This is a genomic window from Acidaminococcus timonensis (genome assembly GCF_900106585.1).
Taxonomy (GTDB): domain Bacteria; phylum Bacillota; class Negativicutes; order Acidaminococcales; family Acidaminococcaceae; genus Acidaminococcus; species Acidaminococcus timonensis.
This window is the reverse complement of sequence record NZ_FNWH01000005.1, coordinates 393,279-416,971: the sequence shown is the minus strand read 5'-3', so window position 1 is coordinate 416,971 and position 23,693 is coordinate 393,279. Positions and strand designations below refer to the sequence as shown.

Sequence of the window (23,693 nt, the reverse complement as noted above, 5' to 3'; positions counted from 1 at the left end):
TTGGGCAAAAATACCGCAAAAAGTCCACACAGGCCAGACGTTTTCGGCAGATGAAACGCCGAAAAACCGCGTATTTCCTAGCGTTTCGGCGTTTCCCGTATCGTCCCGATAGGACGTTCCGTAATGCTGGGGATGCTGGATTTAAAGCCAAGGCCGACATGGTCATGCTGGCCATCGTCACCAATCTCTATGAGGACCGAGTCGGAGAGAAGAAGGACCTGGGCTACATCATCCAGTCCATGCTCCACCAGCTCAGCCTATGGGAGGGATGACCTATGATCAATCCTGCTAAGCTCAACAAAAGAGTCAAGCTGCTGCAGCTGACCAGGGGCGAGGATGACGGCTTTGGCGGCACCACCACCTGGACGGTTGCCGCCACGGTATGGGCTGAATTTTTAAAAGCCAGGGTATCCCCCGGCGTCATCGCTGATGACGGGGCTGCCGTCATGGTCACCCAGGGCATGCGGATCCGGGCACGGGCAGACATAGCCAAGGGATGGAGAGTCGAGCATGATGGCCATCAGTATGAGGTCTATGATGTAGACCGCTCTGATCCGGAGATCTATGTGCTGACTACCCAGGAGGTGCGGACATGAGCAAAGGCTTTGTGATCCGGATGAAATCCACCGAGGCTGTGGAGCTGGCTACCAAGGAGATAGATAGTTACTCCAAGGCAGTCCAGAGCCGCATCCGTGGAGTTATCCGCAAGGGCACTATGGCCATCTATGACTCCGCTGTCCGCATGGCACCCATGGGCGATACGGGCAAACTCAAACAGGGAATCCGTTTCCGGTCAGCCAACGACTGGCAGACCGGGGAAGTCGTCTCAACGGCTCCCCACTCCCGGGTTGTGGAGATGGGGACAGGGCCCCGTATAACCTATCCCAACCCCAAGCTGGGGAAGAGACACGCCATGAAGATGCCGGACGGCCGGTATGTCAAAGGGGACATCTACAACGGCCACATGACCAAGCATCCGTTTATGCGGCCCGCCTACCTGAAAGAAAAGGATAAGATTGAGGCCGCCATGAAGGAGGCGATTGAGCATGATACTGATTAAAGACGTCCCCCTGGTCCCTCTGCAGCAGGCCGTATTTAAAGTTATCAGGGATGGCCAGACCACGCCCGTCTACGGGGATGTGACCGAAGAGGCTAAGCTGCCATACATCACCATCGGCTCCGTGACCATGAAGCCCGAAGCCGTTAAAAACATGGTTCTGTGGACCGCCACCATCAACATCGATGTGTGGGCCGACAGCAACGGCAAGCGGAAGGTCAATGACGTGCTCAATGACATCTCCGCATTGTTGTCCTACTACGGCCCAACCCTGGCGGTGGATGGCTACAAGACCATATCTGCCAACATCGATGTGATAGAGGCGTTTCCGGAGGTAACCACAGGCTACCACGGAACCCTCACCGCATCGTTTTTACTCAACAAGATTTAACAGGAGGAAAACCATATGACTATTACTGCTGAAGACCTGAAGAAGCTCCCGACTCCCACCGATACGACAGAAGCCCAATCCGGTAAAGACACCCTGCTGTATCTGGGAGCACCCGGCAGCACTACCGAAACCCCGAAGTGGACTCTGGTGGGCGGTCAGCGTGACTGCACCCTGGACATGAGCTCCGACTCCATCGACGCATCCCATAAGACCAGCGGCGGCTGGCAGACCAAACTGCAGGGCCTCAAGAGCTGGAGCATCAACTACACCGGTCTCCAGGTTATGAACGACGACGGAGCTCAAATCATGGAGTACGCATTTATGAACGGCAAGCCGGTCCTTGCCAAGATTGTATATCCCGATAAGAGCTATCAGCAGGGGTGGGCCGCTGTTACTAAGTTTAAAAAAGGTCTGGCCTACAAAGATGCCGCTACTATCGACGCCACGCTGGAAGGCCAGGGCGAAATTTCCGAAGTAACGACCGGGGCATAAGGAGTAAATTATGAAAAAGAGCATTGATATTAAGGTCGGGGACAAGACCTACTCTCTGATGTACAATACCAAGGCTCTGGCAGCAGCGGAGCGGTCTATCGGCCGCTCCCTTGTTTTTATGCTGGGGCAGGTAATGGTCAATCCGTCCATGGGCAACGCTATCAACATCGACTTTACCGTCGCTTGTCTTAATGCGGGGATCCAGGACAAACCCAAGGACTTTGACGCATATGATTTTATTGACTCCTACTGCGAGCAGGGCGGTAACCTGGACGAGCTCAACGCCTACATCTTCGAAGCCATCATCGCCAGCGGGCTTTTTATCAAAGGGGACAGCAAGGCGACCGAGAAAGCGATCCAGGCTTATCGGAGAGTGCTGGCTCCCCTCGAATCCAAAGCGTAGCCGACTGGATAGCGGTGGCCGAGAAGGCCGCCTTTACCATCGGCATCCATCCAGCAGAATTTGAGGAGATGCAACCAGGGGAGTTTTACCAATGCTTTGAGGCATCCCAGGAAGCTCAAAAGGCCAGGGACTGCCGCACGGCCTACTGGGTCAGTGTGCTGCTGTCCCCTTACTCCAAAGAGCCGGTGAAGGTTAAAGACCTCATCGAGCCCCTGTGGACAACTCCCCAGCAGCGGATGCGAAAGATGATGGAGGATCGCAAGATCCTCATGGATGAATTTGGATTAACCCAAGAGAAAGGACGGTGACAACATGTCGACGATTGCAGACCTACTTATCAAGATCGGGGCTGACAGCTCCGGGTTAAACTCAGCACTCAAAAACGCCAAGGGCCAGATCGATAAGACTTTTGAGCCGTTCCCCATCAAGGGATTTACGGATGCCATCAACGGAACCTCTGCATCCGTGGAGGGATTTGCCAGCAAGGTGGCCAAGGCCGCTGCTCTTGCGGGGGCTGGCTTTGGTTTCACGCAGCTGATCAGTGGGGCAGTGGAGGCAGGCTCCCGGATCCATGATCTGACGGAGGCCATGGGCATCTCTGCTGCCGAGGCATCCATGTTTAGCCGGACGGTGGCCATCGCCGGAGGCGACATCCAGACTGCAAGCACGGCGCTGATGAAGCTGGACAAGACGCTAACCGGGGGCGGGACCGCCGCCGAAAAGGCACAGATCATGCTCCAGGCGGTAGGGGTATCCCTCCAGGACTCCAATGGCAAACTGCTCCCGGTCAACCAACAGCTGGAAGCCCTGGCCGAAGGCTATCAAAAGGCGGCTAAGGCAGGATACCAGCAGGAATTTATCATGAATACCCTGGGGGCCAAGGGCCTGGCCCTGGCTGGTACTCTCCGGGAATATGCCGAGGCTAAGGAGCAGGCGAACAAGATCAGCGGCATCGGCCTGGATCCGGAGGAAATGGACAGGCTCTCTAAGGAGCTGACCACTCTCAAGATGCAGGCCAGCAGCATCGGCCTGGCCACCGGGGCCGCACTGGCACCCATCGTGGAGGCATACCTGCCGTACCTTATGACAGGGCTGTCCAACACGGCAAAATTTTTAGCGGCGAACAAAGAAGAGATCGTGGACATCACCCGGAACGTGGTGGCGTTTATCGCAGTCTATAAGACTCTCCAGGCACTCCAGTCGGCCAGCCGTGCCGTGGGCGGTCTCTTTGGCTCTGCCGGATCTACGGCGGCTGAGGAGGCACTGACCCGGGTTCAGGAAAAGGCCATTGAAAAGCGCATCAAGATGGTCCAGGCGGCGGCCCTGGCGGAGGAAAAGGCCTACTACCAGAGCCTGGCCACCATGCAGACTACAGAAGCCGAAAAGACAGCACTTTATGCCAAATTTGTAAAACAACGGGAACTCCAGGCGGCAGAAGAAGCCGCTGCCATCCGCAACGCCATGACGGCAGCTTATGCCCAGGTCAATGCGGCGGCCACCGAGTCGGCAGCCGTCCAGAGTGCAGCCGGGGCAAAGGTGGCCGGGCAGGCAGCAGTGACCTCTGCAGCCATTGCTACCACGGGCACGGCGGCCACCGGGGCAGCTGTCAAAACGGTGGGGGCAGCAACTACCAGCGTCACAGCCATTGGGACAATCAAGTCGGCCGTCTGGGGCCTGATCGGGGGCTGGATGGGCGTAGCTGCGGCCATCGGCTATGCCACCTACAAGCTCTTCCAATACAAGCAGGCTCAATTTAACAAGGAATATTACGACGATACAGTAAAGTACAACGGTAATACCTATAAAAAAGTTGACGGCGAGTGGAAGCTCCGTGGCATCAACGACGAGGAGGACGAAGCCCTGGGCGGCGGCGCTTATAAATACACAGACGTCACCGATGAGCAGACTCTGCAGGTCCTCAACGATGTGGAAGCCGCCAGGAAGGCACCCAAGACCAGAGTCAACGTAAGCAGTGGCGGCGGTGACGGCAGTGGCGACTCTACGGCTGCAGACCTCACGGCAAAGCTCCAGGAGGCCCTGAACAAAGTCAACGCAGCGACAGCTACGGGCAGCAGCGGGGCCGGGAGCAGTGCCGCCGCTGCTAAAGCCCCCGAGCCCAAGCCTGTAGAGGTCCAGGTCCCCATCGGCCAGATTGCCGCACAAAATGCCATCAACGCATATAACCAGGCTCCTGGCAGTCAGTGGCTCAACCCTGAGCTGACCACCGACATGAACATGTCCTGCGCCGCCTTTGTCGGAACGATGTACGCCGCAACCGGGGCACTGAAGTCCTTTTACACGGCCTCCGGTGACAACATTGAAGATCAGTTGGAAGCCAAAGGAGCCTGGCACAATCCGGGAGACGGTTACATCCCCGAGGCTGGGGACTACATCTCCGGTCCTAAGCATGTCGGGATGTATGTCGGCAACGGGCAGGTAATCTCCCGAGACTCCAAAGGCGGCCTGCAGCAGCGGGATCTGGCGTCCTGGAAAGACGAGTTTGGTTTTATCGGGTTTGGATCTATCCGAGAGTTTACCGGCGGCCAGACGATGTCTCAGTCCATGCTCCCAGATCAGCAGAAGCAGCAGGAGGCCATTGATCGGCTCAATAATGCTAAGGCCAAGGCCATGGAACTGTTTACGTCCATGAAAGACGCCATCGGCAAGGAGACAGGCACGGCTTACGAATCCGGAATGACCAGCGTGACCGAGGATGTCAGAAAGAAAGCCCAGGAGATCGCACAAATTCAAAAAGATGGGGTCCCTGCGGATGCTATCAAGATGCTCACCGACGAGCTGGCCACCTATCAGACCACCATGATGGACAAGGTAGAGAAGCAGCGGAAAGAGAATTTGGACAAGCTGGTCACCGATACGGCCAAGGCCAATGCTGAGGTAAAGGGCGACTACAAGAGCCTGGCCGATGCCGAGTACCAGAGCACACTGGACGCCATCAACAAAGAACGGGACGAACGGCTCAAGGCAGTGGCCAAGAACAAGAACGACAAGGAGGCCATGGCCGCCGTCGAGGAGTGGTACACAGCCCAGACGGCAGCCGCCGCCCAGAAACGAGTGGACGCCTACCGGGAGTCTTTTGACCGCCAGGTTGAGTACGCCATCAAGGCCCACGACATGATCCAGCTCCAGAGCATCCTGAATAGCCAGGAAGGCAAGGACAGCCGGGAGTGGGATGGACGGACCGAGGCCATGGAGAGGTACTACGACCTCTGGAAGGCCGCCAACGTCTCTGTGGACGAGCAGATGACGGCCGTGGCTGAAAAAGCCCAGACCGGGCTCCAGGACTTTTTCACCAATCTTTTTACCGGCGAAAACAGCTTTACCGACTCCATCTTGGATCTCTTTGACTCCATCATGCTGGAAATCGTAAACCAGATCACAGAAAAGTGGGCGGCACAGATCGTTACCAGCCTATTCGGTGGATTCCTGGGCGGCAACAATGGAGCCCAGGGCGGCGGTCTGAGCATCATCGGAGACGTTGCCATGGGCGGACTGCTCAACATCAGCAGCATCTTTGGAGGTGGCGGCAACAACGGATCCGGAGGAAGCTCCGGTGGCATCGGTGTAGGAGATATGGGCGTGGGGGCTGTGGCCACCGGGCTCAACTCCCTAAGCACCGGGCTCAACTCCGCCACCACGGCAGTCACTGCCATGGGCGGAGCAACCGGAACGGCTGGCAACCTGCTAGGTGCTTACAACGTCGTCCAGGGCGTCCTCAACATGACGACAAAACCGGCCGAATCCGCCACCACCGTGACGACGACTGCAGCCATGCAAGCCCTGAGCGCTGCCGCCCTGAGCGCATCCATAGCGCTGAAAAGTATGTCCGTAGGCGGCAGCGGCTTCTTCTTCTTTGCATCTGGCGGCTACATCAGCGGACCAGGCACAAGTACCAGCGACTCCATCCCGGCCATGCTGTCCAATGGCGAGTACGTCATCAATGCGGACGCAGTGTCCCGGGTGGGGGCTCCGCTCCTGGATGCCATCAACCAGGGCCGCAGCATCCGGCATTTTGCCAGCGGCGGCCTGGTGAGCGGCTCCGGCGGCAGCGGCATCATCCTCAAGGCAGGAGGCACGGTCCAGCTCAACGTGAGTGCCCTGGATGCATCCAGCTTTGTAGATTTCCTGCGCAACGGCGGCGGCGACACCATCAAGCAGCTGCTGCTGGACAATGATCGAGACTACACCGGTAACACCGGGGTATGGTGAGGTGATAGAGGACTATGAGCAGACTGTTTTTTCCGACTTGTAAAATCGCTTACGAGTCCAGCAAAAGTCAAAAATGGAGTACACAGGTACAAACAGCAGGGTCCGGCATGCGCCGGGCCCTGACTAATCAGCTATACCCGGAGTGGACCATCAAAGTCAAAGTCAACTACTTGACTGATGAGGAGGCTAGAGCCCTCCACGGCTTTGTAGCAAAACTCAAGGGAGCCCTGACACCCTTTTACTGGCTGGATGCTGAGGACTACCAGGTCAAAGGCCTGCAGCTCCCCATGGTCAGCAGCGGACTGTACCAGCCTTTGATGCAGATGGGCGATTATGTGGAGCCGGTCAGCTATGTGGATAACCTGAGTGTATATGTGGATAACGTCAAGCAGGCCAGCAACAAGTACAGTCTGACGGCCGGAGGTCTGATTAAATTCAGTACCCCGCCGTCCGCCTCAGCGGTAGTCAAGGCTGACTACCGCTACTACTGGCAGGTGTATCTCTCCGGAGACGGCATTGAGATCGAGCACGAGTATGACAACATCAATCGGACCAGCAGCTTCAAGCTGGTCACAGTAAGGTGAGGTGACCAGCCATGAAAGACGTATCTAAGGACCTGGCGTCCTATCTGAGCACAGTAAAGAGCCTCACCAGCTGCGACCTGTATGATCTTGTCCTGGACTCCGGAAACACCTACAGGTACTGCGACACAGATCAGGACATCACCTACAACGGCAATGTTTATAGGCACAATGCCCTGCTGCTTAGCAGGCAGCAGATCAAAACCAACCCGAGCATTAGCGTGGACTCCATGACGGTTACTGTCTATTGCGACAAAAACGACAGCCTGGAGAGCAAAGCCTTTTTAAAAGCCGCCCACGATGGCACTCTTGACCAGGCAAAGCTCTATCTGAGCCGCTGCTTTTTTAACGGCCAGACCGTTGTGGGGGCCATCGCCCTCTTTGGCGGGCAGGTGGAGGTCAAGCAGGCCGGTGGCATCAAGGTGGAGCTGACGGTCAAGAGCAAGACCCAGGGGCTCAACATGCAGTTTCCGCTGCGCAAGTACTACCCCCAGGGCACCTACACCCTCAACAGTGACTCCAACATCATCTCGAGCCAGACAAGCGAGGAGACCTGTCTGATCGCTCCCTTTGTCCCTCAAAAGGAGGTACTGCTATGAGCACGATCGGTGACAAGATTGCCCAGGCATCCCTTGCCTGGCTGGGGACTCCCCATATCAACATGGCCCGAGTCAAGGGCAGGGGCGTGGACTGTGGCATGCTACTCATCGCCAGCCTGGAGGACTCCGGAGCAGTAGCCAGGGGCTCCATCCCCATCAAACCCTACAGCAATGAGTGGCACTTGCATCACTCCGACGAGTGGTTTTTACACTATGTGCAGACCTACTGCGACAAGGTGGAGACCATGGAGCCTGGTGACTTCCTGCTCTATCAATTTGGCCGGTGCATCAGCCATGGCGGCGTCTACATCGGCAACGGCCAGATTTGTCATGCAGTCATCGACAAAGGCGTCATCCTGTCTGATCTGAATGAGGTCATGTTTGTGGATGCCCATGGCCACAGCCGGTTGAGAGCGATCTACCGGTTTAATCCGGACAAATACAAGGAGGTGACAGCGCATGGGGATATTTAAATCGCATACCACATACAACCGGGCCGACAAGATCTCCAACTTTACTGTGACTACGGCCGAGTACGGCAGTGCTGTCCCTGAGGTCTTTGGCACCACACGTAGGTCTGGCAACGTCATCTACTACGATGACTTTACGGCTCATGAGCATCGGGAGAGCCATAAGGCGGGGAAGGGCGGCCGGAAAAAGACCGTGACCATCACCTACACCTACACAGTGGCCACCATCCTGGGCCTGTGCGAAGGACCCATCAACGGCATCGGCAAGGTGTGGGTTGGCAAGTCGGTCTACGACTACCCAAATGACAACATCGGCCTGACCTGCTGGACCGGCACGGACACGCAGCAGCCCTGGGCTTATGTCCAGGGGAAACACCCGGACAAGGCCCTGCCTTATAAGGGTCTGGCCTATATGGCCGGGGTGGTAGATCTGGGCGATAATGCCACTTTTCCCACCTACAACTTTGAGATCAAGGGCAAGCTGCTCAGCACCGGAGACTACACCGACGCCAACCCCGCCGATGTGATCAGGTACATCCTGGACAAGACGGGCCTCTCCGGTGTGGCCATTGATGGACTGGACAACTATCGCACCTACTGCCGAGAAAACGACCTGCTGATCTCCAGCCCCATGGACGACACCAGCGCCAGGGAGACCCGGGAAATCATCAACGAAATCATCAACATCACCAATGCCTATATGTTTTGGAGCAACGACCACTACAAAATCGTGGTCCTGGACGACCAGGCACACGGCGGCTGGAAGCCGGATACCACCATCCGCTATGCACTGACTCCGGACGACATGCTCCCCCAGAGTGGCGCCGCCCTGGTGACCTATAGCCGCAAGGATAGCAGCGAGGTCTACAATCAGTACCCCGTGGAGTTTATCTCCCGCAAAAACAGCTACGACAAGGAGACCGTATCCTACGCACTCTCTAAGGACATCGCAGAGCATGGCGTCCGGCAGGCCAGCACGACTAAGGCCCATTGGTTTTACACCAAGGAGCGGGCCGTGAAGCTGGCAGAGGCGCTGGCCCGGAAGGCCATCTATGGCCGAAATCAGTATACCTTTAAGCTGGACTGGTCCTTTTGCCGGTTAGAGGTTGGCGATTTGGTCACACTCACGGATCCATCCATCGGCCTGGACAAGCAGGTAGTGCGGATCAGCTCTGTAACCGAGGGCACCAACGGGGTGCTGACATTTACGGCAGTCAGCGTGCCGCCTATGGACGTGACGGCTCCCCAGTACGACGTGCACAGTCAGGACCGGCCCTACGTCGACTATAATGTGACCGCTCCCGACACGGATACCCCCGTGCTGATCCAGCCCCCGGCGGATCTGACCACCAACGGACTGGAACTGTGGATCGGGGCAAAAGGCAAGGGTGACCTCTGGGGCGGCTGCGAGGTCTATGCCTCCGACGACGGGACCACCTACCGCTCTATCGGTATGATCACCAACACAGCCCGGATCGGCACCCTGGCCACCAACGTCACCAAAGATGCCACCACCCTGGAGGTCTCCAGTAACGGTGACTTTTTGTCAGGCACTGCCCAGGATGCAGAGCGGGGCAACACCCTCTGCTGGGTAGACGGGGAGTGCTTTAGCTATCAGACAGCCACCTTGCTGAGTAATGGCCATTGGCAGCTGTCCGGCTGCATCCGTGGGCAGTACTTTACCACTGCCGCCGCCCATAAGGCCGGAGTGCAGTTTGCCCGTATGGACTCCACGCTGCTCAAGGCTCCCTTTACCAAGGCTGACATCGGTAAAAAGATCTGGCTCAAATTTGTCTCCTACAACATCTTCGGCGCCGGAAATCAGGATCTGAGCAAGGTCAAGGCCTATCAGTACACCATCCAGCCCTACTACATCCCGCCCGTGACGGGCATCAGCTGCTATAACCGCTATCGTCAGCAGGCCGACGGGGTCAGCCGCTATGACATCGTAGTCAAGTGGACTCCTCCGGCCCTGGACTCCTACCTGGAGGGCCGTGTCTGGTATAAAACGGACCATGGGCAAGTAGACAACCTGTCTGCCACCGAGGGAGTCAGCGTTGACAGCATGGGCTTTAGCGGCGAGTGGATTTTTGGCGGCAGCGGCAAGGACCAGGTGGTCATCCCCCAGGCTGTAGTGGGCGATACCTACCGGATCTGCGTGACCACTGTGGACGAGTGGGGAGCCTCCACCAGCCCGGATCTGGCACCCAGCAAGGACATCGTGGTGGCTCTCAAGACCTACATCCCTAATACGCCGTACGGCTTTACCGTCGACTTTGGAGCGGCGGCCGTGGCCACCTGGAAAGAGGTCACCAACACCGACATCAGCTTTTATGAGATACGCCTGGACAACCACCCGGGAATCGAGGGAGCCAGCCTGCTGGCACGGACCAATGGCCTCAAGGCATCACTGACGCTGACCTCCCGGACAGGTACTCTGTACCTCTTTGCCTGCAACGCCCTGGGCAAGTACTCCGACCCGGCGACACTCAAGTACAGCAAGGCTCTGCCGCCGACTCCGGCGGTCCCCAAGCTGACAGCGACCATCGGAGGCTTTGGAATCATGGCCAAAGCCATCCCCAATGGCTGCATTGGCATGGCCATCTACATCGACAGCCAGGACGTCATCCGGACGCCCAACAACGTCTACTCCTGCACCTGTGGAGCCGGTGTCTATACGGTGCGGCTTGCCTACTATGACCTCTTTGGCGAGGGCGATAAATCGGACGAGGCCCTGGTGACGGTTAAAGTCGAGATTGACGAGTCAATGATTAAAAACGAGGCCATCAGCCTGGACAAGGTCAATGCAGCCATCAAGGACCAGCTGAAGAAGGGCGTGGACGCCGAAAACAAGGTTAGCGTCGTGGTGGACAACCTCAACGCTGAGGATGGCTATAAAAACTACTCTGCCCTGACTCAGCTCAACGACGCCATCAACCTCCGGGTCAAGGAGGGGGATGTCATCAACCAAATCAACGTCAGCCCGGAGAGCATCCTCATCGACGGCTCCAAGGTCCACATCACCGGCGAGACTTACTTTGACGACAACATCGTTACGAGCAAGATGCTGCAGGCAGCCAACATTTCCCTGGAAGGGGCACTGGCCATTACCGGCGGAAACGTATTCCTTAATGAGGACGGGATGCGGGTTAAGCAGAGCAACGGTGAATCCATCATGTTTGACGGAAAGGGTATGACGTTTTTCGACAGCGACGGAAACGCCTACAACAGTGTCCGCCGCATGATTATCGGCACGGCAAAACATAACCAGTATGTTAAATTCCCCGTTGCATGGCCTACCGCCCCGAAGGTTCTTATAACTCCGCTGTCTGTAACCACAGCGGACAACAACAAAAGCGGGGCCATTATCCGTATCCACTGCCGGGCAACCGACGTAAGCCCAAACGGATTTCGGGTTATGTGCTACTCCGGGATAGATAATACAAGCTACTGGCAGAGCGTAAACACGGATTTAGGCTCTTTTTCCGGGGCGAGAGGGTATACTGATGGCTCAATCCGCCAGACGTTTTCATGGACAAAGAACATCAGCGTGGACAGCCGTGCAAGACTCATTAAACTGAACCTGTATTTCAGCGGGATTTGGCACGCTAAAGGTACTGGCATTGGAATCGGGAAAAGCAGCAAGAACGACGCCCCCTTTACCCGTGTCACGGTAACGGCGGCGGGCAAGACCGTGCTGTCCGAAGATGTGGGCGGCACGGACGGCGGCTATTTCGACTACTGGAACGGGCAGAGCGTCCAGACCTCCCAATTTCAGATTCCTTCGGTCAGCGCCATTACGGTAAATATCCAGTGGCGCCCACGGGCTAACCACATGGGGAAGAGCAACGACGCAGGAGATGTGGGGGATGGCAAATGTACCCTGCAGAGCATCGAGGGCACAATGCAGGGTAACGACTCTACACAGGTCATCGACAGTGACGGGACGGCCCTGTTTTTGGCAGTTGACCAGTCAACTCAAAACTATTCGGTAAGTTAAGGAGGACGCATGAAACGACAAGCATATCAGCACCCCGAGCTGAGGGATGCAAACGACAGCATCATCCAGGACGGTGCTTTCGGCAAGAAAACGCCATTAGCCAACGCTGAGGGCACTGGCTGGATTGACTACGTAGCCAACGACCTGGAGGCACTCCACGATGCCATCAACGGGGGCAGGGTATACGTAGCCAACAAGGACGCACTCCCCGCTACAGGGGATTTATCCGCCATGTACATCGCAGAGGATACGGGCAAATGGTATCTCTGGGACGGGCAGAAGTACATCGAAACTGACAACGCCCGGAAGATTGCTGACGAAGCCATTGCCGCTAGGGATGCGGCTAAAGCCAGTGCAAACGATGCGGCCAATAGTGCAAGGGAACAGCAGGCCGACTGGAACGTGACGGACAGCACGAGCAAGGCGTTTATTAAGAATAAACCACAAGTAATAGATGAGCAGGGAGTAACGACTATTGCACAACGCATCACGGATGCTGGACTAGATGACGTAAGGCTTTACATGGCAAACGGTATTACTACAAAAGCTTTAACTGTGTATGAGGAGTCTTCCGTCCCCACAGCGAACGCTGGCAACAGCAGTAAAGCCATTGCCAACACGGAATTTGTTGCCAAGTCTATTTCTGCATTGGTCAACGGTGCCCCCGACCAATTAAACACTTTGAACGAGCTGGCAAAGGCTCTGGGCAACGACTCCAACTTTGCGGCCACCATGACGGCAGAGCTGGCCAAAAAGCTGAACAGCACGGAAGCGGAAAGCACCTACGCCACGAAGCAGGAAGCAGGCGTCCCGTACCAGATTAAGCGCAACACGGCTTACAAGGTTGGCGACGTACTGACCTCTCCAAGCCTTCCACCGGGCTGTGTAATCGTCGTGACTCAAGCAGGGACGACGGGTAGCACAGAGCCGGACTGGACGACCGTTAAAAGTAACATGGGTGGGGTAATAGCTGACGGAACTGTAACGTTTTATATCAACGATACACTGAGCAAACACAGTATAGGCGATATTATCTATAAACCGCTGACAAAAACAGGGGAGCATGAATACCTCCTGCCGTTGGACGGGCAGACGATTGACGGGGACAAGTATAAACGGCTGGTGGATTATCTGGGGACCACGACGCTACCGAACCTTAACGGGCGGTATCTGAGAGCTGACGCCACACCGGGGCAGATGGTGGAAGCGGGGTTGCCGAACATCACAGGGAAATTCCAGAGGATTTACACATACGCTGACCAAGCCGGAGCCCAAGGAGCTTTTAGCCTTGATGCTTATGCAACGAACAATGGCCCCTATGAAAATGGTGATACTAATAATGCCCTTACGATATCCCTTAACGCTTCCCGTTCCTCCGCCATCTATGGCAAATCAACTACCGTAACCCCGTTAACTTATACCGTGCGTGCATTTATTTGCTATGCATAAAGGAGAGACTATGAGCGAATTTACCGATGGAACCATGACAGGGAACACTCTGTCACTGGTTTAGTTGACCATCAACGAAACACCATCCCATGGTCACATGGTTAGAACCAGGACAATTCGAATTCAGATTACAACGGATTACCTTGAGCAAAAAAAAGTGAGGGCCGCATCATGTGTCTCAAAATACCCCAGGGCTTTTTGACGGCCCTCTATCGTCTTTTTAACTACCCACGGGCGCCGTCTGTGCCCCTGGAGCTTGTATACAGAGCCAAATCCATTTGGTAAACGCATAAAAAATCAACCTCCTAGATATGTATTACTACTGGAGATGATAGCAAGGGAGGCAAGAGTATGGATGTATCGCTAGGAGACGCAGCCGCCATCCTGGGGCTCATCGGCGGAGCAATCCTCTACATGGTCCGGTCTACGGTGGCACCTCTGCAGGTTGTCCTCGACCGGGTGACGAGGAGCCTCGACAAGCTGGATGCGACGCTAGCCGAAGAAAAGGCCCACCGGGAGCAGATGGAGGTCCGCCTCCAGTCCGTGGAGGATCGGAGCAAGAGCAATACCCACCGGATCGACAGCATCGAGGAGCGGGTGGGTCATGGCTAACTTTTTTAAGCCGATTTTAAGTTTTATCGCCCAGGCCGGTAAGGTCCGCATCAAGGGCCTGCCCATGGGCCTTGTCATTGTCTATATGCTTTTTTTACTGTCCAGCCTGGTGCTCTACATGACCGGCTGGATTTACTTGTGGTATACAACAGGCAAGCCCGACCTGCCCAAGCTGATTGATTTTATCAACTCCATGGGGAGCAAGGGCTTTGCAGCCGTCATCTTGATGGTGGCGGCAAACTTTGTCGATAAAAATCATAACGGCATCCCAGATGCCATAGAAGGAGGCAAAGATAATGCTAAAGGAGATTCAATTTCAGCGATCCCGCCAGAAGATCTACGCCATGGACGAGGACTATGAGGTCATTAAGTCCTGGCCCTGTCACGACGACTTTTTTGCCGGGTACAATGATCAGGGTGAGCCCCGGGAGTCCCTGCCGGACGGGACCTATCCGGATGTAAGCGCTGAGATCACTACGGCCTATGGTCCCGGCTATGGCACCTTTTACATCACCACCGGTGATCCCAGGGGCAGAGACATTCATGGGGGAGGCAGTGATCTGGATGATCCATTTGCCCCGTACCAAGGGTGGGAGGGCACCTATGGCTGCCTGCGCATGCAAAATGCAGACGGTGAGGAGCTCAGCCAGATGATCATCGACGCAGGAAACAGCTGCACCCTGACCGTCGTGGAGTGACACTGTCCTAAAATATGGACTAAAACCCGCTACATCAACGAGATTGAGATGTGGCGGGTTTTTGCTATATACGCAATAAAGTATATGCAAAACAAAATAAAAGTTGTCCAATCGCAAAATAAGAGGTGATTTTTATGGACCCCGAACAAAAAAAGAAAATCATCCTGGCAGTCATCGCTCTCTGCGTAATCAGTCTGCTGGCCGGGCTGATCTATGCCCATCGAGAGCGCCAAAAAGAGCAGCCGACGGTGATGCCGTACCAAGACACAACGGATCCGGTCAAGACGGCTGACCAGCTCAAGCTGTCAGATGACTCCGTCCGGGCAGTGACCAGGGAGATCTACCACATCCAGCAGACCCAGCCCATGCCCCAGGTGACCTACTACGTCCAGGCTCCGGATCTGACGGCAGGAGCGGAGACTGTGGCCAAAGAGATTAAAGAGGACAAGCCCTCCGTCCCGGCAGCGGCCCGGGAAAAGACGGACCGCACCGTGGTCACGGCTGACCCCAACCGCCAAAAGGTGGACGTCTATAAAATCAACCTGCGCAAGCCTCATAAGGTCAAGGTGGGGGCCATGACAACCGGCGACAAGACCTACATCGGAGCGGGCTACCAGTACGGACGATGGGAAGGCATGCTCTACACCCGGACCGGCCGCAAGGTAGAGGCTGGCTCCATCACCTATACAGTTAAGGAGTGGTGACTATGATAAGATACCTGATTTACCTGCCTCTGCAGCTGATCTGCATGGTGCTCTGCTACCTTACCAACTGGCTGGTGGTGCTCTTTGCGGACGAGCAGGGAGAGCTGCCTGGCCTGCTGCGCATGTGGCAGACCTGGGACGACACTCTGGACAACAAGACGGATGTGAGCCGGATGCCAGCCTGCCTGCGCTACGACTGGGACGCCCACTATATCCAGGAGCATCGGATGGAGTGCGGCCAGGTCCGCTATACGGAGAGGCTCATCAAGTCGTTTGGACTGGCCAACCGGATCCGGCGCTACTGCTGCCGGGTCCACTGGCTGTACCGCAACTGCGCCTATGGCTTTGCCTTTTACATCTTCGGGACCACAGTCTGGCCTCAGCAGTACCCGATCCAGACCAAGAGCGGGGACGGGTGGTACTACTGCCGCTCTGGCCTGGCCTGGGCCTACAAAAACGAGGCCCGAATCGCCGGGAAATGGTGCTGGAAAATCTACCTTGGGTGGAAGATCCAGCGGACCATGCAGACGGAATACCAAGCTATGATCGCCACCAGGCTGTGGATCAGCCGCAAGTAACAACGCCTCCAGGGCTAGCACCTGGGGGCTCTATTTTTTTTGCAAAATTTTATAAAAAGTCCTTGAACTAGCACGCAATGCGTGCTATAATATAGTCAGAAAGAGGGAAGGGGACAAAAAAAGAAAGCCCCCATCAAAAGAAAAGAAAAGGAGAGATTGATCATGGAGAGAATCGAACTGGAACAAATCGCAGGAGCTGCTTATGATGGCGGCTGGAGAACTTCTGATAAAGAAGACCTTCAGAAGGAGTACGGATTTACCGATGACGAACTGGAAATCGTCCTTGACAAACTGGCTGAAATCGAAAACCGCTAAAGCAATGGCGGGGCTAGCCACCCCGCCACCATTTAAAAGGAGGGAATATCATGAAAACGACCATCAACAAAAAAACTTATGATACCGATAAGGCAACCTTTATCGGTGAATGGGACAACGGAGCATCTCCTACGGACAGTCTGGATTATATGATCGAAGAACTGTACGTGACTGCCGACCATGAGTTCTTCATCCATGGCCGGGGCGGAGCCAGGACGGCCTATGGGCGGTACGAAGGCTTCGATTCCTGGGCCGGCGGAGAAGAAATCCGTCTGTTGCCGGTCTCCATGGCCAGCAGAATGGTAAGGGAACATCTGCCGGAAAAATATCATGAACTTTTTGGGGACAATCCTTACTGCGAAATCAAGGATGAAAGCGGGGAAACTATCGAGGTCGGCACCCGGGAACAGATTGCCGATGCATGGAAAACCACAAAAGCCAACCCCTGTGAAAAAAGCCGTTTGACTCTCTGGGAAGAACAGGAAGATGGTAGCCATCTAATCAAAGATGAAACCATTGGAGAAGGTTATGAAGAACTCAACCGGGAAGAGCTGAAATCCCTGGCCCTGGACCTCTACGGTTCCGGCTGGCGGGCCGATGACAAAGAAGAACTCCAGTATCAGTACAATTTGACAGAATGGGAAGTTGAAACCCTGTGTGAAATCCTGGAAGACATCGAGAAAAACGAAGACTGAAAGCCGGGCGGGGCTTTGAGCCCCGCCACCCATTGAAAGGAGAACCACCATGAAATGCTTCGTTAACTTCGTAAACCAAGACAACGGCGAGGAAGATGCCTACAAGATCGTTGGTGTCCCGGCGGAAGCTGGGCAAAAGATGGACGCCTGGATCCAGGACCTGATCCAGGAGATGAAGCCAATCCAGCAGGAGCTGGACAAGAAATTTGGCGCCTCCCATTCCCTGCTGATCGTGGTTAAAGATGGGGCCGAAGAGGTCTTCAGCCTCCATACGGCCTGAAAGGAGAAAAAATCATGAAAATCGACAAAAACTACGTCATGGAAATGAAAGCGATCGCTCGAGCGGAAAAATACAAGGATTTTTACAAATACTGCACCCTGAGTGCAGGGGTGAGCGACATCGCCGCCCTTATCTACCGGACCAGCAACCCGAAGGAGATCGGAGAGATCCCTTTCGGTGAGGACGGGGATTACAAAGCCCACCTCATCGCTGGTGACACAGATGTCCCCAGCCATTACAACCTGGTTCTGGACACAGCATCTTCCTGGCTGTGGATTTATGATGACGATGGTAAAGTCCTGGATCTGGAAAACCCGTCTGGCTTCCAGCTTTACAGAGCCGGAGAGAGAGGACTTATCATCCGTTTTAAATGAGCGGAAGGAGGTCGGTGGAAATGACCACCATCAAAGAGGCTCGGCAGGCCGCCGGGCTTAGTCAGCAAGGAGTGACCGATACCCTGGGCATCCCCAGGAGGACACTACAGGATTGGGAGTCTGGGAAGCGGACACCGCCAGGGTGGGCGGAAGCCCTGGTCGTGGAAAAGCTGGAGCGAATCGCCCAGGAAAGTCATGCAGCCCGTCCTACGACAGCAGAAAAGTAGTCGGGGCAGACTGTGAAACGGATGTTCGCATATGTGAGCGTTCGGGTCACCATTTGAAAACAAAAACGTCCCTGTGGCTTGCAGGGGCGTTTTTTTTATTCCTGTTTCCATGGCGGGCACTTTCCGGTTCAAAAGAGAACCAGGATGAATGGAAATGTATAAACATCTATTATAAAGAACCAATTGCATGATTATGACATCTCATGTATACGATATGATGCGTTAATTTATATTGAAAGTGTAAAAACTGTATGATATACTAAACTCATAGAATTTACGGAATCGTAAAACATTCAGCTTTTTTGCATAGAACATTTTTTCTGAGTATTACGAATTGCCTTTTTATGATAACCCCTTTATTTCTGAATTCAGCCCCGTTCCGGGTTTGAAGAGCTATGATTTCATCAATTGAAGGAGGGATTTTTGTGAAAAAGTGGTTTGCAGTATTGGTGGCAGGAATGCTGGCGGTAACAGCCGCAGGCTGCGGCAGCTCCGGAGGCCAGAAGAGCAGTGACGGGAAACTGGACCGGAGCAAACAATTCATTACGGTGCTCACCGGACCTACCAGCGGCATCTATTTCCCCATCGGAGGCGCTTTCTCGAAAGTCGTGGGGGAAATGGGCTACAAGACATCCGCTACGGCTACAGGGGCTACGGTTGAGAACATCAACGGGATCCTGACGGGCAAGGGGGAAATGGCCATTGCCATGTCCGACTCCGTAATTCAGTGTCAGGATGCATTTGGTGCCTTTGAAGGCAAGAAAAAGGAACCGGATCTGCGGGTGATGATGGGATTGTGGCCCAATGTGGTGCAGATTGTCACCACGGAAGATTCCGGCATCAAGACCTTCAAGGATATCAAAGGCAAAAGAGTCGGGGTGGGGGCGCCCAACTCCGGGGTGGAACTGAATGCCCGGATGATCTTTGAAGCCAACGGCATGAGCTACAGTGATGCCAAGGTAGATTACCTGTCCTACGGGGAAGCCATCGACCAGATCAAGAATGGCCAGTGCGACGTGGCTTTTGTGACCTCCGGTCTGGGGAACGCGACCATCAAGGAACTGGGAACCATGAAGAAAATCCGGTTCATCCCCATCGATGGAGAAGCCATCAAGAACCTGACGGCCAAATATCCTTTCTATATGCCGTTCAAGATTCCCAAGGAATCCTATGATACCGAGGTGGATACGCCTACGGCAGCTGTGATGAACGTGATGCTGGTGGACAAGAAACTGCCGGATGATGTGGTCTACGACCTGCTTACCGGGATCTATTCCCAGAAGGGGCTGGAGACCATCGGCGCTTCCCATGCCACGGCCAAACGGGAAATCACCCTGGATACGGGCCTGAGAGGCATCAAAGGGACCTCTCTGAAGCTGCATCCCGGTGCGGAAAAATTCTGGAAAGAAAAAGGGAAGCTGTAACGCTGTCCCATGAAGGGTAAAAAAAAGATCCTGGCCTGTCTGGCCCTGCCCTTTGCCGTCGGACTGCTGTTCTGGTGGCATTGGGCCAGCCGGACGGTCCTGCGGATCAGGGATTATCAGACAGGAAAGACCTATGTGGAATTTCCCGCCGGCAGGGGGGACCGGCTGTTTTTCGGCTGGATCCATTCCCTGGAGCATATCCACTGGCATGAATACTTCCATGTGGCTGACGACAACAGCCTGGTGCTGGATACCATCTCCTTTCCGTCTTTTGGGGCGGGGATCCCGGAAAATAAGGGGAAGAAGACCTGGATCGATGAAAAAGGAAACATCTACATGGATGAAATCGGCCAGGTGTTCCCCCGGATCGACTGGCTGAATTCCCATTACGCAACCCGGGAAATCCGGCTGAATGACCAGCTGATCACCAGCGGACGGCTTCTTCCGGAACACACCCGACTGACCCTGATCATAGAGAAGAGGGGGTATTTTGATGGACGACTTGAAGAAACGCTCGACAGATTCGGGTGCAGACGCCTTCTCCCAGGCTCCCGTCAATAAGGACGGGATCATCACTGGAGATATGACGGAAGAAATGGCCGCCAAGACCAGTGCCATCATTGAAAAGGTGGACAAGGAAAGCGCCACCCGGAAATTCACCGGAAAAATCAAAAGCTTCTTTTACATTTTTGCCATCCTGGTTTCTCTGTACCATTTGTACACGGCCATTTTCGGGCCTCCGGTGACCCTGGTCCACCGGTCCCTCCATGTGGCCATGATGTGTTCCATGTGCTTTTTGATGTATCCCATGCGGAAAAAATCCAGTCGGACCACACCCAGTTTGTTTGACTGGTTCCTGGCCGCCATTTCCTTTGTGATTCCCTTTTATATCTGGCATGATTACCTGGGAGTCGTAGAGCGGGCCGGACGGGCCAGCGACATGGATATGGTGATGGCCACCCTGCTGGTGGCACTGGTGCTGGAAGCCACCCGGCGGTGCAGCGGCAAGGCCCTGCCCATCCTGAGCCTCTGCTTCATCCTCTACGGGATGTACGGACGGGAATTCCCGGGAATGTTCATGCACCGGGGCTATGACTGGCTCAGCCTGTCCAATCATTTCTTCGCCAATACGGAAGGGATCTACGGGACTTCCGTCAACGTATCTTCCAGCTATATTTTTCTGTTCATCCTTTTTGGCTGCGTCATGACCAAATCCGGCATGGGGAAATTCTTCAATGACATTTCCCTGTCCCTGGCCGGGCACACCAAAGGCGGTCCCGCCAAGGTGTCGGTGGTGGCAGCCGGGCTGCTGGGCTCCATCAACGGGTCGGCTGTGGCCAACGTGGTGACCACCGGATCCTTTACCATCCCCCTGATGAAAAAGACCGGGTATTCGGCGGAATTCGCCGGAGCCGTGTCGGCAGCGGCTTCTGTAGGGGGCCAGCTGCTTCCGCCCATTATGGGGGCAGCCGCCTTCATCATGGCGGAAATTCTGGGGGTCAAGTATTCGGAAATCATTGTATGGGCAGCCATTCCGGCGCTCCTGTACTATATGGGAATCATGATCCAGGTCCAGCTCCGGGCCTCCAAGGACGGGCTGGTGGGGGTGCCCAGGGAACAGCTGCCCCGGACCCGTGATGTATTGAAGGCACAGGGCCATCTGATCATCCCCATTGTGTTCCTGCTGTACATGCTGTTCATGTCCGGTTCCACCGTGGTGTATGCGGCGGTGCTCACCATCGGGGTGACCATCCTGGTGGCGGCTCTGAAGAAAGCCACCCGGATGAAACCCAAAGCCATTGTGGATGCCCTGGCGGAAGGGGCCAAACAGACGGTGAGTGTGGCCATTGCCTGTGCCTGCGTGGGTATCGTGGTGGGGGTTTCCTCCAAGACCGGATTCGGGCTCACCATGGCCAACACCATCATCAGCCTGGGGAACACCAGCATCATGTTTACCCTGGTGTTCACCATGATCACCTGTATGATCCTGGGTATGGGACTGCCTTCCATTCCCTCCTACATCATTACCTCTTCCATTGCGGCGCCCGCCCTGTTCAAGCTGGGGATTCCCAATGCGGCGGCCCACATGTTCAGCTTCTACTTTGCCATGTTCGCCAACCTGACGCCTCCTGTGGCGCTGGCGGCCTTTGCGGCAGCCGGGGTGTCCGGCGGGGATCCCATGAAGACCGGATGGACTTCGGTGAAACTGGCAGTGGCCGGGTTCATCATTCCCTATATCTTCGTGCTTTCGCCCCAGCTGATGCTGATCAATACAACCTTGGGAGAAGGGTTGTTCACGGCGGCTACAGCAGCCCTGGGAGTATTCCTTCTGGCAGTGGCCTGCGAAGGGTATGTGTATGCACCGGTGAATGTGGTGATGCGGCTCGTTTCCCTGGCCGGGGCCCTGCTGCTGATGATCCCTGGGATCCAGACCGATATTGTGGGGGCTGTGATCCTCATCGGGGTGATCCTGTTCCAGAAAAGAAAAGCCAAAACATTGCAGGTGGCATAAAGGGCGGCATGGAAAAATGCTTTTTCCGCGCCCGGCCACCGGCCATGGAAGTCGGCTGATGCCGGCCTGACAGAGGAGCTGTGGATGAGTTGTCCACAGCTCCTTTTCATGGAACCCGGCGTGGTACAGGGGGCTGTGATTTGACAAACTTCAGGGGCTATGAAATAATGCTTTTATCCAATACAAAGTGAGGGGGAGCAGCATGGCGAAAAAAGAAGAATGGCGGCTGGAACGGGATTCCATGGGAGAAATCAAGGTCCCGGCGGACAGATACTGGGGGGCTCAATCGGAGCGGAGCTTCGAGAACTTCAAGATCGGTACGGAAAAGATGCCCATGGAAGTGATCCGGGCTTTTGCCTATCTGAAGAAGAGCGCTGCCCAGGCCAACCAGGCTCTGGACAAACTGGACAAGAAACGGTGCCAGATCATCGGGAAGGTCTGCGATGAGATCCTGAAGGGTAAGCTGGACGGGAACTTTCCGCTGGCAGTCTGGCAGACGGGCAGCGGTACCCAGAGCAACATGAACGTGAACGAGGTCATCGCCCATCGGGGCAATGAACTGGCCGGAGAGGCCCTGCTGCACCCCAATGATCATGTGAACATGTCCCAGAGCTCCAACGATACCTTCCCTACGGCCATGCATATTGCTGCTGTATGGGAAATCGAAAAGAACCTGCTGCCCCACCTGGATGATCTGGTGGACGCTTTCAAAAAGCTGGAAAAGGCCCATAAGGGGATCGTGACCACGGGCCGGACCCATTTGCAGGATGCGGTGCCGGTGGCCTTCTCCCAGGAAATTTCCGGCTGGCGGACCATGCTGGAACGGAACCGCCAGGAACTGAAGGCGGCGGAAAAAGGGCTGCTGGAACTGGCCCTGGGTGGTACGGCTGTAGGCACCGGGTTGAATGCCCCCAAGGGGTTCGACAAGAAGGTAGCCGGGTTCATTGCCAAGAACACCGGTTTCCCCTTTGTGACGGCTCCCAATAAATTCCATGCGCTCACCAGCCTGGATGATATGGTCTTCGCCCACGGTGCCCTGAAGGCACTGGCAGCCAACCTGATGAAGATGGCCAACGATGTGCGGTGGCTGGCTTCCGGGCCCCGGGATGGCCTGGGCGAAATCACCATTCCGGCCAACGAACCGGGTTCCTCCATCATGCCCGGGAAAGTGAACCCTACCCAGTGTGAAGCCGTGACCATGGTGGCTGTGCAGGTCATGGGGAACGATGCCGTCATCGGCTTTGCCGCTTCCCAGGGGAATTTCCAGCTGAACGTGTTCCTGCCGGTGACCATCTACAATTTCCTGCAGAGCGTGCGGCTGCTGGGGGATGTGATGGAATCCTTCCGGAAGAACTGTGTGGTGGGAATCAGGGCCAACAAGGACAAGATGGCCTACAACCTGCATCATTCCCTGATGCTGGTAACGGCCCTGAGCCCGTACATCGGCTACGACAAGTGTGCCCAGGTGGCAAAACTGGCTTTCAAGGACAACATTTCCCTGAAGGAAGCCGTGCTGAAGCTGGGCTTCATGGAAGAAAGCGAGTTCGACAAGGTGTTCCATCCGGAGAAGATGGTATAAAAAATAAGAGCGCCGCGGAGCGGCGC

Annotated in this window: 27 protein-coding genes; all 27 read left to right on the top strand. The window is 55.3% G+C overall.

What is annotated here, in order from left to right; genetic code table 11:
- Positions 1 to 272, top strand: a 272-nt coding sequence (locus tag BQ5462_RS11225) for a hypothetical protein (protein ID WP_159429669.1), incomplete at its 5' end; no start/stop codon positions are given.
- 3 nt (positions 273 to 275) lie between these two features.
- Positions 276 to 596 (top strand): phage head closure protein, encoded by a 321-nt coding sequence (locus tag BQ5462_RS03930; RefSeq protein ID WP_071142110.1) that lies wholly within the window; start codon positions 276 to 278, stop codon positions 594 to 596.
- Positions 593 to 1,060, top strand: a complete 468-nt coding sequence (locus BQ5462_RS03925) for an HK97-gp10 family putative phage morphogenesis protein (protein ID WP_071142109.1) — start codon at positions 593 to 595, stop codon at positions 1,058 to 1,060. The genes BQ5462_RS03930 and BQ5462_RS03925 overlap by 4 nt, the downstream gene beginning before the upstream one ends.
- Complete coding sequence (locus BQ5462_RS03920) at positions 1,047 to 1,448, top strand: DUF3168 domain-containing protein (RefSeq protein WP_071142108.1); 402 nt, start codon at positions 1,047 to 1,049, stop codon at positions 1,446 to 1,448. The genes BQ5462_RS03925 and BQ5462_RS03920 overlap by 14 nt, the downstream gene beginning before the upstream one ends.
- Before the next feature lie 15 nt (positions 1,449 to 1,463).
- Entirely contained in the window at positions 1,464 to 1,940 is a 477-nt protein-coding gene (locus BQ5462_RS03915; protein ID WP_071142107.1) for a phage tail tube protein, read from the top strand.
- Positions 1,941 to 1,950: 10 nt separating this feature from the next.
- Positions 1,951 to 2,343, top strand: a complete 393-nt coding sequence (locus BQ5462_RS03910) for a hypothetical protein (protein WP_071142106.1) — start codon at positions 1,951 to 1,953, stop codon at positions 2,341 to 2,343.
- Positions 2,344 to 2,357: 14 nt separating this feature from the next.
- Complete coding sequence (locus tag BQ5462_RS03905) at positions 2,358 to 2,651, top strand: hypothetical protein (protein WP_071142105.1); 294 nt, start codon at positions 2,358 to 2,360, stop codon at positions 2,649 to 2,651.
- Between the two features lie 4 nt (positions 2,652 to 2,655).
- Positions 2,656 to 6,570: a hypothetical protein gene (locus BQ5462_RS11340; protein WP_071142104.1), complete on the top strand. Its 3,915-nt coding sequence runs from the start codon at positions 2,656 to 2,658 to the stop codon at positions 6,568 to 6,570.
- Between the two features lie 14 nt (positions 6,571 to 6,584).
- Positions 6,585 to 7,154 carry a DUF2460 domain-containing protein gene (locus BQ5462_RS03895; protein WP_071142103.1) on the top strand — a complete coding sequence of 190 codons (570 nt, stop codon included), beginning with the start codon at positions 6,585 to 6,587 and terminating at the stop codon, positions 7,152 to 7,154.
- 11 nt (positions 7,155 to 7,165) lie between these two features.
- Complete coding sequence (locus tag BQ5462_RS03890) at positions 7,166 to 7,750, top strand: baseplate hub domain-containing protein (RefSeq protein WP_071142102.1); 585 nt, start codon at positions 7,166 to 7,168, stop codon at positions 7,748 to 7,750.
- Positions 7,747 to 8,223: an NlpC/P60 family protein gene (locus BQ5462_RS03885; RefSeq protein ID WP_071142101.1), complete on the top strand. Its 477-nt coding sequence runs from the start codon at positions 7,747 to 7,749 to the stop codon at positions 8,221 to 8,223. The genes BQ5462_RS03890 and BQ5462_RS03885 overlap by 4 nt, the downstream gene beginning before the upstream one ends.
- A complete protein-coding gene (locus tag BQ5462_RS03880; protein ID WP_071142100.1) occupies positions 8,210 to 12,220 on the top strand; it encodes a phage tail protein in 4,011 nt (1,336 codons plus the stop codon). Before BQ5462_RS03885 ends, BQ5462_RS03880 begins: the two co-directional genes overlap by 14 nt.
- A gap of 9 nt (positions 12,221 to 12,229) precedes the next feature.
- Positions 12,230 to 13,669, top strand: a complete 1,440-nt coding sequence (locus BQ5462_RS11335) for a hypothetical protein (protein WP_071142099.1) — start codon at positions 12,230 to 12,232, stop codon at positions 13,667 to 13,669.
- Between the two features lie 351 nt (positions 13,670 to 14,020).
- Complete coding sequence (locus BQ5462_RS03870; protein ID WP_071142098.1) at positions 14,021 to 14,281, top strand: hypothetical protein; 261 nt, start codon at positions 14,021 to 14,023, stop codon at positions 14,279 to 14,281.
- Positions 14,274 to 14,642, top strand: coding sequence for a hypothetical protein (locus BQ5462_RS03865; RefSeq protein WP_071142097.1), 369 nt, complete (start codon positions 14,274 to 14,276; stop codon positions 14,640 to 14,642). The genes BQ5462_RS03870 and BQ5462_RS03865 overlap by 8 nt, the downstream gene beginning before the upstream one ends.
- Positions 14,578 to 14,979 carry a hypothetical protein gene (locus tag BQ5462_RS03860; protein WP_159429668.1) on the top strand — a complete coding sequence of 134 codons (402 nt, stop codon included), beginning with the start codon at positions 14,578 to 14,580 and terminating at the stop codon, positions 14,977 to 14,979. Before BQ5462_RS03865 ends, BQ5462_RS03860 begins: the two co-directional genes overlap by 65 nt.
- A gap of 134 nt (positions 14,980 to 15,113) precedes the next feature.
- Complete coding sequence (locus BQ5462_RS03855; protein ID WP_071142095.1) at positions 15,114 to 15,683, top strand: hypothetical protein; 570 nt, start codon at positions 15,114 to 15,116, stop codon at positions 15,681 to 15,683.
- 2 nt (positions 15,684 to 15,685) lie between these two features.
- Positions 15,686 to 16,261, top strand: a complete 576-nt coding sequence (locus BQ5462_RS03850) for a DUF7338 family protein (protein WP_071142094.1) — start codon at positions 15,686 to 15,688, stop codon at positions 16,259 to 16,261.
- Positions 16,262 to 16,423: 162 nt separating this feature from the next.
- Positions 16,424 to 16,576 carry a hypothetical protein gene (locus BQ5462_RS11220; RefSeq protein WP_159429667.1) on the top strand — a complete coding sequence of 51 codons (153 nt, stop codon included), beginning with the start codon at positions 16,424 to 16,426 and terminating at the stop codon, positions 16,574 to 16,576.
- 50 nt (positions 16,577 to 16,626) lie between these two features.
- On the top strand, positions 16,627 to 17,271 hold the full coding sequence (locus BQ5462_RS03845) for a hypothetical protein (RefSeq protein ID WP_071142093.1): 645 nt from the start codon (positions 16,627 to 16,629) through the stop codon (positions 17,269 to 17,271).
- A 49-nt stretch (positions 17,272 to 17,320) separates the two neighbouring features.
- Positions 17,321 to 17,551 carry a hypothetical protein gene (locus tag BQ5462_RS03840; protein WP_071142092.1) on the top strand — a complete coding sequence of 77 codons (231 nt, stop codon included), beginning with the start codon at positions 17,321 to 17,323 and terminating at the stop codon, positions 17,549 to 17,551.
- 14 nt (positions 17,552 to 17,565) lie between these two features.
- Positions 17,566 to 17,925, top strand: coding sequence for a hypothetical protein (locus tag BQ5462_RS03835; RefSeq protein WP_071142091.1), 360 nt, complete (start codon positions 17,566 to 17,568; stop codon positions 17,923 to 17,925).
- 20 nt (positions 17,926 to 17,945) lie between these two features.
- Positions 17,946 to 18,152 (top strand): helix-turn-helix domain-containing protein, encoded by a 207-nt coding sequence (locus BQ5462_RS03830; RefSeq protein ID WP_071142090.1) that lies wholly within the window; start codon positions 17,946 to 17,948, stop codon positions 18,150 to 18,152.
- A gap of 425 nt (positions 18,153 to 18,577) precedes the next feature.
- On the top strand, positions 18,578 to 19,576 hold the full coding sequence (locus BQ5462_RS03825; protein ID WP_235819566.1) for a TAXI family TRAP transporter solute-binding subunit: 999 nt from the start codon (positions 18,578 to 18,580) through the stop codon (positions 19,574 to 19,576).
- 9 nt (positions 19,577 to 19,585) lie between these two features.
- On the top strand, positions 19,586 to 20,137 hold the full coding sequence (locus tag BQ5462_RS03820; RefSeq protein ID WP_071142088.1) for a DUF1850 domain-containing protein: 552 nt from the start codon (positions 19,586 to 19,588) through the stop codon (positions 20,135 to 20,137).
- A 22-nt stretch (positions 20,138 to 20,159) separates the two neighbouring features.
- Positions 20,160 to 22,088: a TRAP transporter permease gene (locus BQ5462_RS03815; protein WP_205407927.1), complete on the top strand. Its 1,929-nt coding sequence runs from the start codon at positions 20,160 to 20,162 to the stop codon at positions 22,086 to 22,088.
- A gap of 202 nt (positions 22,089 to 22,290) precedes the next feature.
- Entirely contained in the window at positions 22,291 to 23,667 is a 1,377-nt protein-coding gene (fumC, locus tag BQ5462_RS03810) for a class II fumarate hydratase (protein WP_071142086.1), read from the top strand.
- Positions 23,668 to 23,693: the final 26 nt, after the last annotated feature.

Coding starts and splice junctions, on each gene's coding strand:
- BQ5462_RS03930 (WP_071142110.1), top strand. CDS start 276: ATGATCAATCCTGCTAAGCTCAACAAAAGAGTCAAGCTGCTGCAGCTG.
- BQ5462_RS03925 (WP_071142109.1), top strand. CDS start 593: ATGAGCAAAGGCTTTGTGATCCGGATGAAATCCACCGAGGCTGTGGAG.
- BQ5462_RS03920 (WP_071142108.1), top strand. CDS start 1,047: ATGATACTGATTAAAGACGTCCCCCTGGTCCCTCTGCAGCAGGCCGTA.
- BQ5462_RS03915 (WP_071142107.1), top strand. CDS start 1,464: ATGACTATTACTGCTGAAGACCTGAAGAAGCTCCCGACTCCCACCGAT.
- BQ5462_RS03910 (WP_071142106.1), top strand. CDS start 1,951: ATGAAAAAGAGCATTGATATTAAGGTCGGGGACAAGACCTACTCTCTG.
- BQ5462_RS11340 (WP_071142104.1), top strand. CDS start 2,656: ATGTCGACGATTGCAGACCTACTTATCAAGATCGGGGCTGACAGCTCC.
- BQ5462_RS03895 (WP_071142103.1), top strand. CDS start 6,585: ATGAGCAGACTGTTTTTTCCGACTTGTAAAATCGCTTACGAGTCCAGC.
- BQ5462_RS03890 (WP_071142102.1), top strand. CDS start 7,166: ATGAAAGACGTATCTAAGGACCTGGCGTCCTATCTGAGCACAGTAAAG.
- BQ5462_RS03885 (WP_071142101.1), top strand. CDS start 7,747: ATGAGCACGATCGGTGACAAGATTGCCCAGGCATCCCTTGCCTGGCTG.
- BQ5462_RS03880 (WP_071142100.1), top strand. CDS start 8,210: ATGGGGATATTTAAATCGCATACCACATACAACCGGGCCGACAAGATC.
- BQ5462_RS11335 (WP_071142099.1), top strand. CDS start 12,230: ATGAAACGACAAGCATATCAGCACCCCGAGCTGAGGGATGCAAACGAC.
- BQ5462_RS03870 (WP_071142098.1), top strand. CDS start 14,021: ATGGATGTATCGCTAGGAGACGCAGCCGCCATCCTGGGGCTCATCGGC.
- BQ5462_RS03865 (WP_071142097.1), top strand. CDS start 14,274: ATGGCTAACTTTTTTAAGCCGATTTTAAGTTTTATCGCCCAGGCCGGT.
- BQ5462_RS03860 (WP_159429668.1), top strand. CDS start 14,578: ATGCTAAAGGAGATTCAATTTCAGCGATCCCGCCAGAAGATCTACGCC.
- BQ5462_RS03855 (WP_071142095.1), top strand. CDS start 15,114: ATGGACCCCGAACAAAAAAAGAAAATCATCCTGGCAGTCATCGCTCTC.
- BQ5462_RS03850 (WP_071142094.1), top strand. CDS start 15,686: ATGATAAGATACCTGATTTACCTGCCTCTGCAGCTGATCTGCATGGTG.
- BQ5462_RS11220 (WP_159429667.1), top strand. CDS start 16,424: ATGGAGAGAATCGAACTGGAACAAATCGCAGGAGCTGCTTATGATGGC.
- BQ5462_RS03845 (WP_071142093.1), top strand. CDS start 16,627: ATGAAAACGACCATCAACAAAAAAACTTATGATACCGATAAGGCAACC.
- BQ5462_RS03840 (WP_071142092.1), top strand. CDS start 17,321: ATGAAATGCTTCGTTAACTTCGTAAACCAAGACAACGGCGAGGAAGAT.
- BQ5462_RS03835 (WP_071142091.1), top strand. CDS start 17,566: ATGAAAATCGACAAAAACTACGTCATGGAAATGAAAGCGATCGCTCGA.
- BQ5462_RS03830 (WP_071142090.1), top strand. CDS start 17,946: ATGACCACCATCAAAGAGGCTCGGCAGGCCGCCGGGCTTAGTCAGCAA.
- BQ5462_RS03820 (WP_071142088.1), top strand. CDS start 19,586: ATGAAGGGTAAAAAAAAGATCCTGGCCTGTCTGGCCCTGCCCTTTGCC.
- BQ5462_RS03815 (WP_205407927.1), top strand. CDS start 20,160: ATGACGGAAGAAATGGCCGCCAAGACCAGTGCCATCATTGAAAAGGTG.
- fumC (WP_071142086.1), top strand. CDS start 22,291: ATGGCGAAAAAAGAAGAATGGCGGCTGGAACGGGATTCCATGGGAGAA.